General features: G+C 30.7%; 13 protein-coding genes. 6 read left to right on the plus strand and 7 right to left on the minus strand.

Features of this window, described 5'->3' with window-relative positions; all coding sequences use genetic code 11:
• Nucleotides 1–59: 59 nt before the first annotated feature.
• The 4 genes from EU96_RS03310 to EU96_RS03295 all read left to right on the plus strand — a co-directional run bounded on the left by EU96_RS03310 (nt 60) and on the right by EU96_RS03295 (nt 6,307).
• The gene (locus tag EU96_RS03310; protein WP_032527025.1) at nt 60–3,956 is read left to right on the plus strand and encodes a translocation/assembly module TamB domain-containing protein; all 3,897 of its coding nucleotides are present in this window, start codon (nt 60–62) and stop codon (nt 3,954–3,956) included.
• Nucleotides 3,957–4,023: 67 nt separating this feature from the next.
• On the plus strand, nt 4,024–5,334 hold the full coding sequence (locus tag EU96_RS03305; RefSeq protein WP_032526886.1) for a glutamate-5-semialdehyde dehydrogenase: 1,311 nt from the start codon (nt 4,024–4,026) through the stop codon (nt 5,332–5,334).
• An 11-nt stretch (nt 5,335–5,345) separates the two neighbouring features.
• On the plus strand, nt 5,346–5,708 hold the full coding sequence (gene folB / locus EU96_RS03300) for a dihydroneopterin aldolase (protein WP_032526887.1): 363 nt from the start codon (nt 5,346–5,348) through the stop codon (nt 5,706–5,708).
• A 5-nt stretch (nt 5,709–5,713) separates the two neighbouring features.
• Nucleotides 5,714–6,307: an esterase/lipase family protein gene (locus EU96_RS03295; protein WP_032526888.1), complete on the plus strand. Its 594-nt coding sequence runs from the start codon at nt 5,714–5,716 to the stop codon at nt 6,305–6,307.
• Here EU96_RS03295 and EU96_RS03290 read toward each other — a convergent pair.
• From EU96_RS03290 to EU96_RS03260, 7 genes are all read right to left on the minus strand, one after another.
• A complete protein-coding gene (locus EU96_RS03290; RefSeq protein WP_032526889.1) occupies nt 6,300–8,387 on the minus strand; it encodes a M3 family metallopeptidase in 2,088 nt (695 codons plus the stop codon). The two genes, EU96_RS03295 and EU96_RS03290, sit on opposite strands and share 8 nt — an antisense overlap.
• Before the next feature lie 19 nt (nt 8,388–8,406).
• A complete protein-coding gene (locus EU96_RS03285) occupies nt 8,407–9,945 on the minus strand; it encodes an NAD(P)H-quinone oxidoreductase subunit 4 (protein ID WP_032526890.1) in 1,539 nt (512 codons plus the stop codon).
• A 76-nt stretch (nt 9,946–10,021) separates the two neighbouring features.
• Complete coding sequence (thrB, locus tag EU96_RS03280) at nt 10,022–10,969, minus strand: homoserine kinase (RefSeq protein WP_032526891.1); 948 nt, start codon at nt 10,967–10,969, stop codon at nt 10,022–10,024.
• A 6-nt stretch (nt 10,970–10,975) separates the two neighbouring features.
• On the minus strand, nt 10,976–12,013 hold the full coding sequence (locus EU96_RS03275; RefSeq protein WP_032526892.1) for a glucokinase: 1,038 nt from the start codon (nt 12,011–12,013) through the stop codon (nt 10,976–10,978).
• A 10-nt stretch (nt 12,014–12,023) separates the two neighbouring features.
• Nucleotides 12,024–13,940: a threonine--tRNA ligase gene (thrS, locus tag EU96_RS03270; RefSeq protein WP_032526893.1), complete on the minus strand. Its 1,917-nt coding sequence runs from the start codon at nt 13,938–13,940 to the stop codon at nt 12,024–12,026.
• A 3-nt stretch (nt 13,941–13,943) separates the two neighbouring features.
• On the minus strand, nt 13,944–14,960 hold the full coding sequence (gene trpS / locus EU96_RS03265; RefSeq protein WP_032526895.1) for a tryptophan--tRNA ligase: 1,017 nt from the start codon (nt 14,958–14,960) through the stop codon (nt 13,944–13,946).
• The gene (locus EU96_RS03260) at nt 14,950–15,372 is read right to left on the minus strand and encodes a hypothetical protein (protein ID WP_032526896.1); all 423 of its coding nucleotides are present in this window, start codon (nt 15,370–15,372) and stop codon (nt 14,950–14,952) included. Before EU96_RS03260 ends, trpS begins: the two co-directional genes overlap by 11 nt.
• A gap of 163 nt (nt 15,373–15,535) precedes the next feature.
• On the opposite strand from EU96_RS03260, the gene EU96_RS03255 reads away from it, so the two are divergent.
• Nucleotides 15,536–16,867 carry a YcjF family protein gene (locus EU96_RS03255; protein WP_032526897.1) on the plus strand — a complete coding sequence of 444 codons (1,332 nt, stop codon included), beginning with the start codon at nt 15,536–15,538 and terminating at the stop codon, nt 16,865–16,867.
• A gap of 22 nt (nt 16,868–16,889) precedes the next feature.
• Entirely contained in the window at nt 16,890–17,798 is a 909-nt protein-coding gene (locus EU96_RS03250; protein ID WP_032526898.1) for a metal ABC transporter substrate-binding protein, read from the plus strand.
• Nucleotide 17,799 lies beyond the last annotated feature (1 nt).

Raw genomic sequence — 17,799 nt, forward strand, 5'->3', positions numbered from 1 at the left:
GTTCTAACTTGAAAAAAATTAGATCTCTAAATTTAAATACAAAAATTCTATTGTCAGGGATTATTTTGTCCTTAGGATTTTTCGGCACCTTTTTATTAAATAATTTTTTAAGAGATAACTATAATTCTAGGAAATCAGGACTTGAAGACAGTCTGGAGAAATTTTTAAATAAAAAGGTTTCTTTGGGTGATTATTCCGGAATTAGATTTTTAGGTTTTTCTTTGGGAAATTCAAAAATAATTAATAAAAAAAATATTGATTCTGAAATTAAAGCTAAAAATGTATATGTAGGGATTATGCCTTTTAGATCTTTTTTAAAACAAAAATGGATATTAAAAATAAGACCTGACCAAACTGAAATAAATGTAGATAGAGATTTTTTTAAAAGTGATGAATCTTATAAAAAAGCTCGAATTACAAAAAAATCAAAATTAAACTATGAACTAAATTTTAACTTAAATAAATATTCAATTTTTAATTTTAAAAATACAGGATTAAAAACAAAAGTAAAAGGTAATGTTATTTTTAAGTCTAGTAATAAACAAATCATTGCAAATGTAAAATCTAAATTTGATGGAAAAGGTTTTATAAAATTTAAATTTAATACGAAGTTAAATCAAGACTTTTTAAGGATGGAGTTATTCTCTGGGGGATTAGATCTTGAGAATTCTGAATATATTTTTGGTAGCAGAAAAATTACCTTTAAAAAAGGAAATTTTAAAACTAACTTTAAATTTAATAAATCATCAAACCAAACATTTTGCAAAGGAAGATTTTCTTTTACTAATTTAAAAATAAAACCCGAAGCTTTCTCGGAGAATATAAATTCAGATTTAACTAGTTTTTTTTGTAAAGAAAATAATTTAATAGGAAATTCAGAAAACTTAAATTATGGGACTTTAACTTCAAATTTTAATCTTAATGTTCCATTAAGCAAAAGTTTAAATAATATTTATTTAAAAGGAAGTATTGGATATGTTGATAGTCTGAATCCAGATATTAAATTATTGGGAAATATTCCTTATTGGGTTGACAAAAGAGGTATTAATTTTGGGAATATCGATTCTAGTTTCAGGATAAATAGAACTCAATTATCTAATTTAAATATTTTCCGAAATAATGATATAAGGGGTTTCGTTACTGCTAAAGGAGAATTAAAAGGAAAAATTAGTGATCCTGATATTTTTATTAAATTTAATGTTGATTATCCTCACTATAAAGGTATTCGTATTAGGGAAATATGGGAGGGAGATTTTAAAAATGATAATAATGAATTTCTGTTAAATATGAAAAATAGATATTCACCAATACCTTCATTTCTCTCAGTTAACTTTGATTCTGAACTTAAACTAGACAAAATAAATTTTATAAGAGTTTTTAACTCAAATAAAGGGCGTATAGAGATATTCAAAGAAGATGATCGTTATAGTTGGAGAGCTGATAATTTCCCTCTTGATGAACTTGAATTATCTATAAGCAAAAATCAATTCGATAGAATTAAAGGAATCATTAATGGTGCGGGCTCAATATCTTTAGACCAGTCCATTCTTGATGGGCGAATGGCTTGGAGTTTAGGTCAATATAGAAATATAAAGTTAGCAAATTCATTATTCGATTTTAGCTTCAAAAATAATTCTTTTAATGTCAACTCTTCATTATATCCAATCGATGGAGGAATAATTGAAGTCGAATATGACTCAAATAAAAATAATTTAATTAATTTAGACTTTAAAAATATAAGTACTAGCTGGACTATCCTTACTGCAGTTGATATTTTTAATTTTGACAATAAAAAAGTTATTCCAACAAGTAAGTCTAATATCTTGGATGATTTGGAAATAAATAAAGATAATAATTCTTTTAAAGAGAGAATAGATTTTATAAATAACTTTAAAGAAAATAATAATGCGTTAAGGGATAAATTTAACTTGCAAAAATATTTAAATAAATTTAGCAGTAGATATAGTGCAAAGCTAACAATTAAGGGCGATAGGCCAAGCAACTACAAATTAAATGCAAAAATAAATGGTTATCTTAATGTATTTAGAGAGGATAACAAAAATAACAAAGAGGAATTTTCTATTGATTTGGAAGGAGGCTTATTAAAAGGTGATGGTTCTTTAAGAATTAAAAAATTACCATTAAGTGCTGCAAATATCTTTTTAAACAAGCCAAGAGATTTTCTTGGAAGTTTGGATATGAATTTATTTTATGATCTTGATAAAAAATCTTTCTCGAGTGAAATTTCTTCCAATAATTCATCAATTAAAAATAATAAAATATTATTTGATAAAGGACTTATTGAATTTAATAACTCTATTTTTGATATTGATTTTTCCTTGCTTATAAATGACTCAGAAATCCCAATTAAAATTAAAGGCAAAATACCCATAAACACTTCTTCTGATTTGGATCTGAGATTTATTGGGAATGGCAAATTTATTGATTTAATTGATATTTTTGCGGATGAATACTTTAACTTTAATGAAGGTGAAGCGAATCTTAGAATGATAATAAAAGGTACTATTGATAAACCAATATTAAATGGATTTGTGGTAATAAAAGATTCTGAAATAGATTTTTACAACAATATAATTAAAGATATTAATGGCTTAATAATTTTTGATTTTGATTCTTTAGAAATCAAAAATCTAAAAGCAAATTCAGAAAATACTGGAAATATTTTTATAAGAGGTTCTTTGCCTTTTTATAGTCAGAATGATTATGGAAAAGCAGAGATTAATTTGATAACTAATAAATTTACTTTAAAGTCAGATAATTTTAATTTTTTAGTAGATTCAGATATAGATTTAAGTGGGTCATTTGAAAATCCTGTTTTAGGAGGGAATCTATCTCTAAATAATGGATTTGTAAATTTTAATAGCACCAAAAAACCTAATAAAAAAGATAATAATACTAAACTAAAAGACAATAAAAAATATTGGCCAGAACTATATTGGAATAACAATAAGAGCATTGAAATAATTTCAAATGAAACGATTTTGAATAAAGTTCTTTTAGGAGAAACTTTGCCTAATTATTTGGAAAATTTGTTTTTTGATAACCTTAAATTAAAACTTGGACCAGAATTTAAACTTCAATATTCAGAGATAGTTAAAGCTTATTTAGAAACTGTTGTAGACCTTAATATCAATGGTGGAGTAGGAAAAGATTTAAATGCTAGAGGTCTTATTGATATAACAAAAGGTAGGGCTAATCTATATACTACGCCATTTAAACTGGATAAATATAAAGATAACTATATTGTATTTGCACCAAGAAGTGGTGTAGTTCCATACATTAATTTTTCTCTGGTGAGTAAAGTTCCGGATTCTATAATTCCAATAAGTGAAAATAATCAGGATTCAAATATCTCAAGTGATATTGATAAAGATAATACTTCAAGTGGTTTTGGTTCTTTTGGTATTGGCAATACCAGACTTATTAAGATTGAAGCTTCTTACGAAGGATTTTTAGATCAATTATCATTTGAAGATGAAAATAAAAGAATCCAATTAAGGAGTACTCCAAGTTATAACAGGTCGCAAATAATTGGTTTAATTGGGGGTAACTCTGCAAATTTAATAAATAGAGCATTTATTTCTCAACTTAATAATGCGGATGCTTTTAGTGAAAAATTCCAGTTGTCTTTATATCCAGCTTTGATAGAAAATAATGATTCTTTAAATAACATTTTTTCTAATGAAAATTTAGATATAGAAAATAATGGACAATCATCTTCTAATGAGGAATTTTCTTCTCAAGCTTGGATAGCAGAACTAGGATTTGATGTTACGGATGCAGTGAATTTCGCATTTCAAACTGTTCCAGGTAGAGATGATCTTCCACCTACAGGAATTTTTACTTTTCAGGCTAGTCCAAACCTAGAATTATTAGGCTCCTATGATTCTAATGGGGATTGGAAAAGTCAAGTTCAATTATTTTTTAGATATTAATTCACAAAAAAGTTAGTTTAAAGAATCCTTGATTTGAATTATTATTAAATTAATTTTAAAAAAATATATGGCCAATATCTTTGAAGTTCCTCAACTAGGAAATGAGCTTCTTGAAAAAGCTGATCAAGTTCGTTTGGCATCAATAAAAATAAGTCAAGCTGAAAATCATAATAGAATTAAAGCATTAAATTTTATGGCTGATTATCTAGAAAAAAATACTAAAGAAATTTTAGAGGCTAATAATGAGGACTATACAAAAGCAGAAAAGAAGGGAATTTCAAAGGCCTTACTTTCTAGATTAAAGTTATCAAAAGAAAAATTAATTTCAGGAATTGAGGGGGTAAGAAAAGTTGGAGACTTGGCTGATCCTGTAAATCAATTCCAAATCAAAAGAGAGCTTTCCAAGGGATTGATCTTAGAAAGAAAAACTGTGCCTATAGGAGTCCTTGGGGTTATTTTTGAATCAAGACCAGATGCTGTTATGCAGATTAGTTCTCTAGCAATAAGATCAGGTAATGGAGTAATGCTTAAGGGTGGTAGTGAAGCTAATTTAACCAACATTGCAATAGTCAGAGCATTACAAAAGGGTTTGCATGAATCAGGTCTTGATGAAAATGCAATATGCTTACTTACAAGCAGAAAAGATAGTATGTCGATGTTGAATCTTGAGAAATATATTAATTTAATAATTCCAAGAGGAAGTAATGAATTAGTTAAATTTATTCAGGAAAATACAAGAATTCCTGTGTTGGGCCATGCTGATGGGATTTGTCATTTGTTTATAGATAATGAGGTAAATCTAGAGATGGCTTTGTCAGTCTCTTTGGATAGCAAAATTCAATATCCTGCAGCATGTAATGCTATTGAAACTTTATTAGTGCATAAAGATATTGCACCAGTTTTTTTAGAAAAGGCTATACCATTGTTTAATTCTAATAATGTTAAGTTAATTGGAGATAAAAGATCAGTTGAATTAGGGTTAAAGTATGAGGCTAGCCTAGAAGATTGGCAAACGGAATATTTAGATTTAATTTTATCTATAAAAATTGTTGACGATCTTGATGAGGCAATCACGCATATTCAAAAATTTAGTTCAAAACATACTGATGGAATAATCACTGAAAATTTAAGTACTGCTAATAAATTTATGAATATGGTTGATAGTGCAGGTGTTTTTCATAATTGCTCTACTAGGTTTGCAGATGGGTTTAGGTATGGATTCGGAGCTGAAGTTGGGATATCGACTCAAACTCTTCCCCCAAGAGGACCTGTAGGCCTAGAGGGTTTAGTTACATATAAATATTTCCTGAAAGGAGATGGAGATATAGTTGATGATTTTTCATCTGGAAAGGCAATATACACTCATAAAGATCTTTAAAACTTTTGAAGATGGAAACATTTTTAAAAATTGAGAATATTAAACTTTGGGCTAGAGTGGGTGTGCTTGATGAAGAGAGGCAATTAGGACAACTATTTCGTTTGGATATATTTTTGTGGACTGATTTTGAAAAGTCTACTTTAAATGATGATATTAAAAAAACAGTTGATTATTCAAAATTAGTTCACCTTTTAAAAGGTCAATCAAAGAAAATATATTTTTTCACAATCGAAAAATACTCAAATGCAATTTTAGAAATTATTGATAAGGAATTTCAGCTTTCTAAAATTAAAATTATTTTGACAAAGTGCAATCCTCCAATTATTGGTTTTGATGGGAAGGTATCAATAGTAAGAATTCTTGAAAATAATTAAAAGTTTTGGAAAAAAGAAATCCTATAATATTGATTCATGGTCTTTGGAATACTTCAAGTATTTTTTCTTTCATTACCTCAAAACTTGATGATATTGGAATTGAATATTTTGCCCCAACTCTTAATCATTCACTCGGAATGACTTCAATTATTGATTTAACTAATATATTAAACGAATTAATTTTAGAGAAATATGGTTTAGAAAAAGAAATAGATATTTTAGGATTCTCTATGGGAGGAATAATTGCTAGATATTGGCTTCAAAAATTTAATGGTAATACAAGAACAAGAAGATTAATATCCATTGGTTCCCCGCATAAAGGAACATTGATGGCTCAACTAGTACCTAAATTCCCGTTTAGAGGAATATCAGAAATGAAAATAAATAGTCAGTTTTTGAAAGAACTTGCAAAGAATGATTGTTTTCTTGATGGAATCGAGTGTATAAGTTTTTTTACTTACTGGGATCTAATGGTTTTCCCTAGCTGGTGGACTAATTTAAATATAGGAGAAAAAATACCTGTAAAAGTATATAAACATAGAAATTTGGTAAGAAATAACTTTTCTGTTGAGAAAATAATTGAGAGAATTATTATGTAGCCCCAGACAAACCCAAGTGTCTTATTAAGGAATCTGTTTGAGGCTCTCTGCCCCTGAATAATTTGAATATCTCTAACGGAGATAAGCTTCCTCCTAAGCTGAGTATTGTGTCTTTAAATTTCTTTCCTATTTTCTTCAAATCTTCAGTGTTTTCTAGATCAGCCTCTTCGAACATAGAAAAAGCATCAGCACTCAAAACCTCAGCCCACTTATACGAGTAGTATCCCGCAGAATATCCTCCTGCAAATATATGACTAAAACAACAAAGAAATTGATCTTCTTGGATTGGAGTAATTACAGTAGTTTTTTCTGCGATTTCTCTTCTGATTTGATCTGCAGTTTTACCTTTATTTTTGTCTATATTACTGTGTAATCTTAGATCTGTAATCGCAAAATGAATTTGTCTAAGTGTGGCCATACCACAATTAAAAGTCCTATTCTTTAAAAGTTTAACAAAGTTTTCATCGGATAATTTTTCTCCTGTTTTATAGTGTTTAGCAATATTCAAGAGTGTATTTTTATGGAAACACCAGTTCTCCATAAATTGACTTGGAAGTTCAACCGCATCCCATTCAACATTATTTATGCCAGCAGCTTGTGGGAGATTTACAGTAGTAAGCATATGTTGCAGACCGTGACCAAATTCATGGAAAAGTGTTTGAACTTCTTCAAAACTCATCAAACTAGGTTTATCTTTTGATGGTGGAGTCTGATTACAAACAAGATAAGCTACAGGGAGCGTATTCTTTCCAACATTATTTTTATTCAAACATTCATCCATCCATGCTCCTCCTCTTTTAGTTTCTGGTCGAGAATATGGATCTAGGTAAAAAGATGCTATTTTTTTATCTTCTTTATCGAGGATATTAAAAAACAAAACGTCATCATTCCACAAAGGTGCTTCATTAGTTGCTTCGACGACTTTAATTTCAAATAGATTTTCGCTTAGTTTAAATAATCCCTTTAATACATCATTTAGAGGGAACCAAGGTCTCAAAGACTCTTGATCTAAATCGAACTTTTCCTTTCTAAGAAGTTCAGACCAATAACTAATATCCCATGGCTCAACATTCTCGGATTGAGGAAACCCATTATTCCTTGAAAATTTATCGAGTGTTTCTAATTCGAATTTTGCTGTTTTAAAGGCTGGTTCTCTCAATTCCTCTAAAAGAGTTTCAACATTTTTAATTTCTTTGGCCATTTTCGTTGACAAACTTAGTTCTGCCCAACTTTTATACCCAAGAAGATTAGCCTGTTTAGTTCTTAGAGTTAGTATCTCTTCAATAATTTGAGAATTATTTTTTTCTCCTTGAGAGGCTCTACTCACGAACGACTTATAAAGTTTTTCTCTAAGTTTACGGTCAGTGGCGTATGTCATAAAAGATGTATAAGTTGGAATATCTAGACTTAATTTCCAAGGACCATTTTTAATGTTAACTTCGCCATCCTTCTTTAGGAGATTATGAGCTGAAATTGCCATTAATTCCAGTACTCGCTCAGGGAGACCATCAACTTCAGATTTTTTATTTAAAATTAAGAACCATTTATTAGTTGCGTCAAGAACATTGTTGCTGAAATCTGTTGATAGCTTGCCAAGCTTTTCTGCAATGTTATTGAAAACCTCTTGATCATTTTTTTGTAGTGAAATGCCTCTATGTTGCATCTCAAGAATTTCTTTTTCTAAAATTCTGTTTTTGATCTGATCAAAGTTATTTGTTTCTTTAAGTTTGACTAAAGAGTTGTAAATTATTTTACTTTGTCCAAATTTGTTACTCAAGCTAATAATCTCGGGAAGAAATTTTGAATAAATTTCTCTAAGACTTTCAGAGTTATTTACTGCATTTAAGTGGCTTATTACTCCCCAACTCCATCTAAGAACTTCATTGACTTCATTTAAAGGATTTATTACTTTATCCCAATTCAAATCATTTTGACTCAAATAAAAAGATAAATTTTTCTCTATGTTTTTAAAATCTTTGGTTATCTTTTCTAGTACAATTGGAAATTGCTTTCCAATACTTTCTGGAGTAAATTTTTTAAATTCTGGTAATTCTTCAAATTTAAAAATCGAGGTTTCCATTTATTCAAGTAATTTAAACTTAACTAATGTTTGAAATTAACCCTACTAACTTAGCTAAAGTTAGTTGCTGACTGAGAGCATTTGTGGAAGATTCATATAAATTTATGGCAATTTTTGGCCAAAAACCTATTACTAAAGTAGGCAATAACAAACTGAAACCAATTATTAATTCTCTACCACTCATTTCTTTAACTGTTGCTAGTGCGGGAATTCTAGGCCCAAAAAATACTCTTCTACACATTGAAAGTAGATATATTGGCGTTAGAACTAGACCAATAGCTGCTATAAGTATTGTGATTGATCTAAAAAGAGAGCTGAAGCCTTCTTGACTAGTTATACCTAGAAATACAGTAATTTCGCTAATAAAACCGCTCATTCCAGGCAATGCTAAAGAAGCTAGAGAGCTTGCCAAGAAAAAAGCAAAAGTTATTGGTAAAACTTTTGCTAAACCGCCCATATTTGGAATCGAAAGCGTATTTGTTCTCTCATAGAATGAACCAGTAACAAAAAACATTGCTGCTGCAATAAGTCCGTGACTGATCATTTGAAGCATCGCTCCACTTATACCTAAAGCATCCACTGCTCCAATTCCCAAGAGAACGAAACCCATATGACTTACTGAGCTACATGCAATTCTCCTTTTAACGTTATCTTGTGCGAATGCATTTAATGCTCCGTAAATTATATTAATAATTCCAAGAATAATTAGTGCAGGTGCAATTTGTAGATGTACTTCAGGTAATATTTGAACGTTGAATCTTAAGAGAGCGTAGCCTCCCATTTTTAAAAGTATTCCGGCAAGTAACATTGATACTGGTGCATTAGCTTCTCCATGCGCATCGGGTAACCAGGTATGTAATGGAAAGATGGGTAGTTTTACTCCAAAACCAATTAAAAATCCTAAATAGGATAATAATGCTAAGCTGCCAGTTACGTGTTTATTGGTTAAGTCGGTAATATTCAGAGTAAAAGTATCCCCACTCAAGGCAAGAGCTAATCCGCTTATAAGTATTAATAAGGAAGCTAAAGCTGTATAAAGGATGAATTTTGTGGCGGCATATAATTTCTTTTTCCCTCCCCAAATAGCAATAAGAAGATATACAGGCACTAACTCAAGTTCCCAAGCCAAGAAAAATAGTAAGAAATCTTGAGAGAGGAAAACAAGTGCCTGAGCTGATGCTTGAACTAATAAAAGGGCAAAATATAAATTAGATTTTTTCTTTATTTTCCAACTTGCAGCAGCTGATAAAAATGTAATTAACCCACTTAAGGCTACTAAAGGAGCAGACAACCCATCCACACCAAGAGACCACTCTAAGCCTATTGATGGTAACCACGCAGTTCTTTCTATAAGTTGCAGTGAGCTATCCGCAGTATTAAATTTTTGTAAAAGTACTCCAATTATCAGTAAAAAATCTATAAATAAAAAACTTAATGAGATATTTCTTGGGAGTGTATTATCTTCTCCTTCTTTCGAACTTAAAAATGGCATTATTAATGCCCCAATTAAAGGGAGTAAAACAATAGAGGATAGCCAAGGGAAAGATACTAAATTCATTTTATAATGAATAATTTTTATTCTAGTTGAAGTTGCACTAGCTTGAGACTATAACATTAAAAATGCCTAAGTAAAACTACTTACTAGAGATAGTACTGAATTGACTACCTATCGTTTGTAAGTTTAAAAATGGTGCTCTACTTGCTACACCTGACTTCTCCCATGCTTTTACCATGGCTTGACTAACGTTTTTACCATTTTCCTTTTTACACAAAGCTAATATACTTGGCCCAGCCCCGCTGATTGCGCATCCTAAGGCACCTGCCTGTAATGCGGCATCTTTGACTTCCAGCCCACCTTTAATAAGTTTCCATCGGTATGGTTCATGTAAAGTATCAAACATTCCCTCTTTTATTAATTCATCATTTCCTGCTTTTAATCCATTTAGCAATAAGGTAAGTGCCCCCATATTTGTAACCGCATCAGATATGGGAACATTCTTAGGCATTACTTTCCTTGCTTCACTTGTGCTTAAACGAATCGCAGGTATTGCTACAACAGCTTTAATAGAATCGTGCCAATCACATCTTATTATTCTCCATCTTTGAGAAGAAGAGCGGGCCGTCAAACAAAGACCCCCTAAAAGAGAGGGAACTACATTATCAGGATGACCTTCAATATCAATAGCAAGTTCTAAAAGTTTTTCTTTGGAAAGTGGGGAGTTCATTATTGCATTTGCTCCTATTAGTCCAGCAACTATTGCTGTAGCACTACTACCAAGTCCACGTGCAGGTGGTACAGCCAACTTGACTCTTGCTTCAAGTGCAAAAGGGGCCATATTTGCACTTTCCCATACTTTCTGAGCCGCTCTAAAAACTAAGTTTTCAGGTCCCCCTCTCAAATGATTACCATCTGTACTTTCCATTATTAGATCAAATCTATCTCCACCACCTTCAATTCTTGAAAAAATAAATTCATTATATAGATCTAATGCTGCACCAAGGCAGTCGAATCCAGGCCCCAAGTTTGCAGTTGTAGAAGGTACTGTTACTCTTATTTTTTTACCTACTTCAGGAATAGACATTTCTTGTTAATTTGTTTTTAAAATCATTTTTGCTCTGCAGGCTGCACTAAAAAGTCCAAACTCTTCATCTAAAATTACTTTTAGAGGTATTGTTTTAAGAATATCTTTTAATCTTCCTTTATCAAAAAATTGTTTCATAAATAAATTTGATTTAAAGTTTTTGAAATGTTTTGGTGCAGTCCCTCCAGAAATCCATAACCCTCCAAAGGGTAATTCTTGAAGAGCGACATCTCCCAATAAAGAGGCATAAGCACCTAACCATATCCTCTCTACTTCAATCATTAGCTGATCCCCCTCATTCGAAAGAGTGCAAATTTTTTCTGGTAGTTCTTTTCTCAAAGCATCAGAAACTTTAATTTCTTTGATATGTTTTTGTAGAGGATGGTTTTTGGCATCAGATTTGCTAAGTCTCCATTCGGCTATTCTTGATAAACCAGGACCGCTAACAATTCTCTCACAAGATATCCTTTCAGTATTTAGAGAATTTTTGAGCCAAATCTTTAGATCCCATTCTAATTTTGACTTTGGCGAGTATTCAATATGGCCACCTTCGCTAGCTAAAACTTTTACTTCACTTCCTGATATTATTCCTCTTGCAATGCCCAAACCAGTCCCAGCACCAACAATGGCATGCAAATCTTTGTTAGAACCTTGAGAGGTTGCTCCATTTTGGATTGTGGAATATTGATTTTTTTTTAAGAAAGGTATTCCATAAATTTGCACTGCAAAATCATTAATTAGCTCGCAACTTTTAAAATTGAATTTGTTTTTTAAAGCTTTTCCAGAAATATTCCATGACAAATTTATAATCTTTGCGTTGTTATCAGATATAGGACCAGCTACAGCTAAACAAGCAGAGGAAGGATGATTAAAGTTTCGGCATTCATTTTTGAGAAAATCTTCTAGAATTAACTCAAAAGATTCCCATTCGGAAGATATATATTTCTTTTTTAATATTAATTCTGGAGAATCATCATTTATATTTTTTTTGTAAATTCCCAATAAAACCTTCGTACCTCCTAAATCACAAGCAAGAAAATTCATATATTTGAAATTATTCTGTTCTCCCTTTTTTTTCTATTAATTCATCCATCAATTTGTATAGATTAGGTAAATTGAAAATTCCTAAATTTGTTCCATCCAAAGCTCTTAATGCAACTGAATCAATTTCTTCTTCTTTATCTCCAATAACTGCAATTAAAGGAACTCTCCCCAGAGTTGCCTCCCTTATTTTATATCCTATTTTTTCATTCCTAATATCAACTTTTGATCGATAACCATTATTATTTATTAATTCATTAAACTTTAAACACTTTTCAATATTTCTATCGGTAATGCTCAATAAAATTATTTGGTAGGGAGCAAGCCAAATTGGGAATTTTGCCTCATATTGTTCAATTAAGATTCCAATAAATCTTTCAAAGGATCCTAAAATTGCTCTATGAAGCATAACTGGATTTCTTTTTTCATTATCAATATCTACATAAGTTGCATCCAATCTAATAGGCATTGAAAAATCAACCTGAATAGTTCCGCATTGCCATACTCTATTAAGACAATCTTTTAATGAGAACTCTATTTTTGGACCATAAAAAGCACCTTCTCCAGGTTGGAGTTCCCATTTTAGATTCTTATTATCTAGAGCTTTGGAAAGAGCCTCTTCTGATTTATCCCAAATCTTTTCACTACCTACCCTTTTTTCAGGACGAGTTGATAATTTGATAATGATTTCATCAAAGCCAAAAGTTTTATAAACCTCGAAAACAAGATCGATAAAATTAGATACCTCTTCTTGAATTTGCTCTTCTGTGCAGAATATGTGTGCATCATCTTGAGTAAAGTTTCTTACTCTCATTAAGCCATGAAGTGCACCAGAGGGCTCATTTCTATGACAAGATCCAAATTCAGCAAGACGAATAGGTAAATCCTTATAACTTTTTAAACCTTGATTAAATACTTGAATATGGCATGGACAATTCATTGGTTTAATTGCATAAGTTCTATTCTCTGATGCGGTAGTGAACATATCATCTCTAAACTTTTCCCAATGCCCCGATTTTTCCCAAAGAGATTTATCAACAGCTTGTGGGGTTTTAATTTCTAAATAATCATTTTTTTTAAGTATTTCTCTTATGTATTTTTCCAGCACTTGGTAGATTGTCCATCCATTTGGATGCCAAAAAATCATACCTGGAGATTCTTCTTGTATATGAAATAGTGAATGTTTTTTTCCAAGTTTTCTATGATCCCTTTTTTCCGCCTCTTCAATTCTTGTTAGGTAGTCATTGAGTTCTTTTTCTTTAGCCCATGCAGTTCCATAGATTCTCTGTAATGATTCATTTTCACTATTCCCTCTCCAGTATGAACCTGATAATTTAAGTAACTTAAAGTGTCTCAAATGTCTTGTGTTAGGTACGTGAGGCCCTCTACACATGTCAATATATTCTTCGTGCTTGTATAAATTGATTAGACCTTCTTCAGTAATTTCTTCAATTATTCGTAGTTTAAAAGTCTCATCTCTTTCTTTAAAAGTTTTAATTGCTTCTTCTTTGGAAACTTGTAAGATTTCAACGTCATAATTTGTTTTTATTAATTTATTAATCCTATCTTCAATTTTTATTAAATCTTCAGGGGTAAATCTGTATTCAGAAAAAATATCGTAATAAAAACCATCTTCAATTACAGGCCCAATTGCCATTTTAATATTAGGGTAAATTTGTTTAACTGCATGACCAATTAAATGAGCAAAAGAATGCCTTATTATTTCAATTCCTTCTTTATCTTTAGATGTGATGATTACAACTTTGGAATCTTTATTTATAGGAAGAGTTGCATCAAGAAGAACATCATCTACTTTTCCAGCAATTGTTGCTTTAGCTAATCCAGAGCCTATACTTTTGGCAATTTCTATAATAGTTACAGATTTTTCGAAAACCTTTTTTGAACCATCAGGTAAGGTAATTATTGGCATAATTTATTTCTCCATCTCAAAGAATCCAAGTTTAGATTTAACTCTTTTTAGAGTTTTATTTGCTAAATCTTCAGCCTTTTCTTTCCCTTCTTTGAGAATATTGTTTAATTGATATGGATCATTAATTAAGACCTTATATTTTTCCTGAATAGGTTCTAGAGATTCTATAAGTTGTTCCGTAATTAATTTTTTAAATGTCCCCCATCCAGTCTCGGAAAATTCATTTTCACATTGAGAAATTTCTTTGCCAGATAATATTGAATAAATCATTAGAAGATTTTTAGATTCCGCTCTCTCAGGATTATTAAATTCTATTCCAAATGAGTTATCACTTTTTGCTCTTTTTATTTTCTTTGTGATTATTTCAGGGGTATCTAACAAATTGATCCTACTACCTTCGTTAGGATCACTTTTACTCATCTTTTTTGAACCATCAATTAAGCTCATTATTTTTGATCCATTCTTCATAATTATTGGCTGAGGTATTTTCAGAATATTTTTATCTTTACTAAATTTGGCATTAATTCTTTGTTGTGCAATATCTCTGGCAAGTTCGAGATGTTGTTTTTGATCTTCGCCTACTGGTACGTAGTCAGCGTCGTAAAGAAGTATATCTGCAGCCATCAGGATTGGATAGTCAAATAATCCAATAGATACATTATTCCCTTGTTGTATGGATTTTTCTTTGAATTGAATCATTCTTTCCATCCAATTTATTGGGGTCATGCAATTTAATATCCAACAAAGTTCTGAATGTGCAGAAATTTGACTTTGGACAAAAATTGAGCATATCTTTGGATCTATTCCACAAGCAACATATAAAGCCGCAGTAGAAAGAGTATTTCTGGATAATTCTTTAGGATTATATGCAGCTGTGATTGCGTGCAAATCAACTACACATAGAAATGTTTCATATTGCTCTTGAAGCGTAACCCAATTATTTATAGCCCCAAGCCAATTCCCAATATGTAAATCACCAGTTGGTTGAACTCCCGAAAGAATTCTTTTATTATTTGCCATCCTCTTCTACTTCGCTAGATTGGATTTCTTCAGTTGATGTACTTTTTACAGGTCTTGCAAAGGGGTCAGGAGCTGCTTTCGTCTTTTCTTCATAAGGATTTTGTGATTGTCTATTAGGAGAAGAGTTTTTGTTGTTTTTTGCATATTCTTTTATTGATTCAATCAATTTTTCGTCTTTGATCATTTCGCTAAGTGTTCTAACAGAGAAACCCAGAACTGCAACGGTAGACCTTAGTTGAAAGGTCTCTTGTATTGATTTAACGGCTTTCATTTCATTATCACTCAATCTTATGCGGAATCCTCCTCCATCTCTTCTGCCTCCAGATCTATCTCTGAAATTAGATCTTTCATTATTAGAACGACCTCTGTAATTTTCTTGTCCAGGATTATTGCTGAAATTTGAATTAGACATCTTGATGTTTCTTAAGTTATTTAAATAGTTTATTAACTTAGCATCTAGTTATGCAATAAGTCTTTTTAAAAGCCTTAAAATTTTATCTTTTGATTAACGACTTATGTAATTTGCTTTTCTCATTCACAACTTGCATTAAAATAAAATTAGAATATAAACTATCGTGTTTGATATTAGTAAAGACAACCTTTTAAAGGATTTTATCAAGTCTCCTAAGAAAAATATCCTTATTATTGTACTTTTACTAGGCTTTGGAGAATGGTTTGCAAGTGATTTAATACATTTAACAGGTGGGTCAATAGGATTTTTTGTTTTATGCTTTGGAGGATATTTTTTCCTTAAGAATGACCGACCAAAATTTAATGAGCCAAAGGATTTAGATGGCTGGGTAAATCTTTGTAATGAAGATTTAAAATTTTATGAGGAAATTGAGGAGAAAAATAATTTAGAAAAACAAAATTTTCAAAGACAACTATCCCTTGACTCGATAATTAATAGATTTGCAAAAGAGAAAATTTGTTTAATAGGGAAGAAAGATTATGACTCAACTCAATCTTTATTTAGAGATTTCTTCAAAGAAGATAAGTTTGATTTTAATTTTATTGAAAAAATGCCAAAATATAATTCTTCTGAGATTGTTCCTGATAACGTAATAAATACAGATGCTCTTTTATATTTTCTAAGTTTACCTTTATCTGCAAATGACTTCTTATGGTTAGAAAAGCTTCCTAAGGATATGTCTATTTGGTTAGTAGCCCAATCTTCAAATGGATTTGAATCTCAAAATGAAATAGATGAATTGAAGGATCAATTATCAGGAGAATTTATAAATAGAATAATTAGAGTTGATACAAATAAAAATCAATTAACTCACATACCTTTTTCTTTAAGGAAGTTTTTTCTAAGTTCAAGTAAAAATATTGAGAATACCAAGAAAAGGCTTTTGAAGCAATTGCATACTAAATGGCAGTCTGAGATTGAGGGGATAAGAAGAACACAATTGAAAGTTTTACAGAGGAAGAATCAAATTCTTGTTGCCACTACTGTTTTCTTGTCACCACTTCCTTCAATAGATGTATTGTCTATGACAGTTTTAAATTCTCTAATGATTAAAGAGATAAAATCAATATGGGGATGTAATTGGTCTCCAGAAATTTTGGATAAAGTATCAAAACAAATTATAAAGACTGCAATAGCTCAGGGAGTAATTGAATGGAGTGGTCAAACTTTAATTGGATTAACAAAATTGCATGGCCCAAATTGGTTGTTTTCAGGAACTTATCAAGCAATAAGTGCAGCATATTTAACAAGAGTCGTATCTAGTTCCTTGGCGGATTTCATGGCTATAACAAAAGGGGTATCTGAGCCTGACTTGGAATTTATAAAAGAAAATTCTGAGAAAATTGTTGAAAAAGCTTTCGAAAAAGAGAAAATAAATTGGCAATCTTTGTTATCTGAATTAAAAAATCCTTTAATTAGACTTAGATATAGTTGATAATCTCTTGCAGTATTAAAAAATGCGTAAAAAGTTTTTACTTTTAATTCTTGTATATTTGATATGTCTTTTTTCAACTACCGCATGTAAGAGAATCTCAACTAAGAATGAAACTAAAAAAGAATTGGTTTTAGCAAGCTTCACCGTTTTGGCAGATATAATTGAAAATATTGCTAAAAATGATGACTTCGTGGTTAGATCAATCACTAAACCTGGAATAGAAGTTCATGGTTATAAACCCACTCCAAGCGATCTAATAAATGCCTCCGAAGCATTTGTTTTTGTGGATAATGGATTTGGGTTTGAAATATGGTCAGAAAAATTTGTTTCTAATTTGCAAGTTAAAAAAATAACTATTGCAGATGATCTGGGACCCATTTTTATAAGTGAAGATACTTACAAAGGGAAACCAAATCCCCATGCTTGGATTTCCCCAAAAAGAGGAATTCTTTATGTAGATATTATCGTGGAATCTTTATCAGAATTGAGGCCCTCCAAAAGAGAATTATTCGAAAAAAATGGTGAAACTTATAAAAATGAACTCTCTAAAATTGATCAAGATTTTTCACTTTTTATTAATAACTTAGAAAAAGATAAAAGGTATCTAGTAAGTTGTGAAGGAGCATTTTCTTATCTCGCTAATGATTATGGATTAAATGAAGTTTACTTATGGCCCGTTAATGCCGAGAGTCAAATTACTCCCAAAAGGATGGCAAGAACAATATCCTTAGTTAAGGAAAAAAATGTCCCAGCTGTATTTTGTGAAAGTACTGTAAGTAATGAATCTCAAATGGTTGTTGTCAATGAAACTGGAACTAAATTTGGAGGAAATCTTTATGTTGATTCGTTGTCAGTTGATAGTGGCCCAGCTAATTCTTACTTAGAAATGCTGAAACATAATTTGGAAATTATTAAAAGAGGTCTTGAATAAA

The sequence above is a fragment of the Prochlorococcus marinus str. MIT 9302 genome, assembly GCF_000759975.1.
GTDB classification, from domain to species: Bacteria; Cyanobacteriota; Cyanobacteriia; order PCC-6307; family Cyanobiaceae; genus Prochlorococcus_A; species Prochlorococcus_A marinus_M.

Coding starts and splice junctions, on each gene's coding strand:
- EU96_RS03305 (WP_032526886.1), top strand. CDS start 4,024: ATGGCCAATATCTTTGAAGTTCCTCAACTAGGAAATGAGCTTCTTGAA.
- folB (WP_032526887.1), top strand. CDS start 5,346: ATGGAAACATTTTTAAAAATTGAGAATATTAAACTTTGGGCTAGAGTG.
- EU96_RS03290 (WP_032526889.1), bottom strand. CDS start 8,387: ATGGAAACCTCGATTTTTAAATTTGAAGAATTACCAGAATTTAAAAAA.
- EU96_RS03285 (WP_032526890.1), bottom strand. CDS start 9,945: ATGAATTTAGTATCTTTCCCTTGGCTATCCTCTATTGTTTTACTCCCT.
- thrB (WP_032526891.1), bottom strand. CDS start 10,969: ATGTCTATTCCTGAAGTAGGTAAAAAAATAAGAGTAACAGTACCTTCT.
- EU96_RS03275 (WP_032526892.1), bottom strand. CDS start 12,013: ATGAATTTTCTTGCTTGTGATTTAGGAGGTACGAAGGTTTTATTGGGA.
- thrS (WP_032526893.1), bottom strand. CDS start 13,940: ATGCCAATAATTACCTTACCTGATGGTTCAAAAAAGGTTTTCGAAAAA.
- trpS (WP_032526895.1), bottom strand. CDS start 14,960: ATGGCAAATAATAAAAGAATTCTTTCGGGAGTTCAACCAACTGGTGAT.
- EU96_RS03260 (WP_032526896.1), bottom strand. CDS start 15,372: ATGTCTAATTCAAATTTCAGCAATAATCCTGGACAAGAAAATTACAGA.
- EU96_RS03250 (WP_032526898.1), top strand. CDS start 16,890: ATGCGTAAAAAGTTTTTACTTTTAATTCTTGTATATTTGATATGTCTT.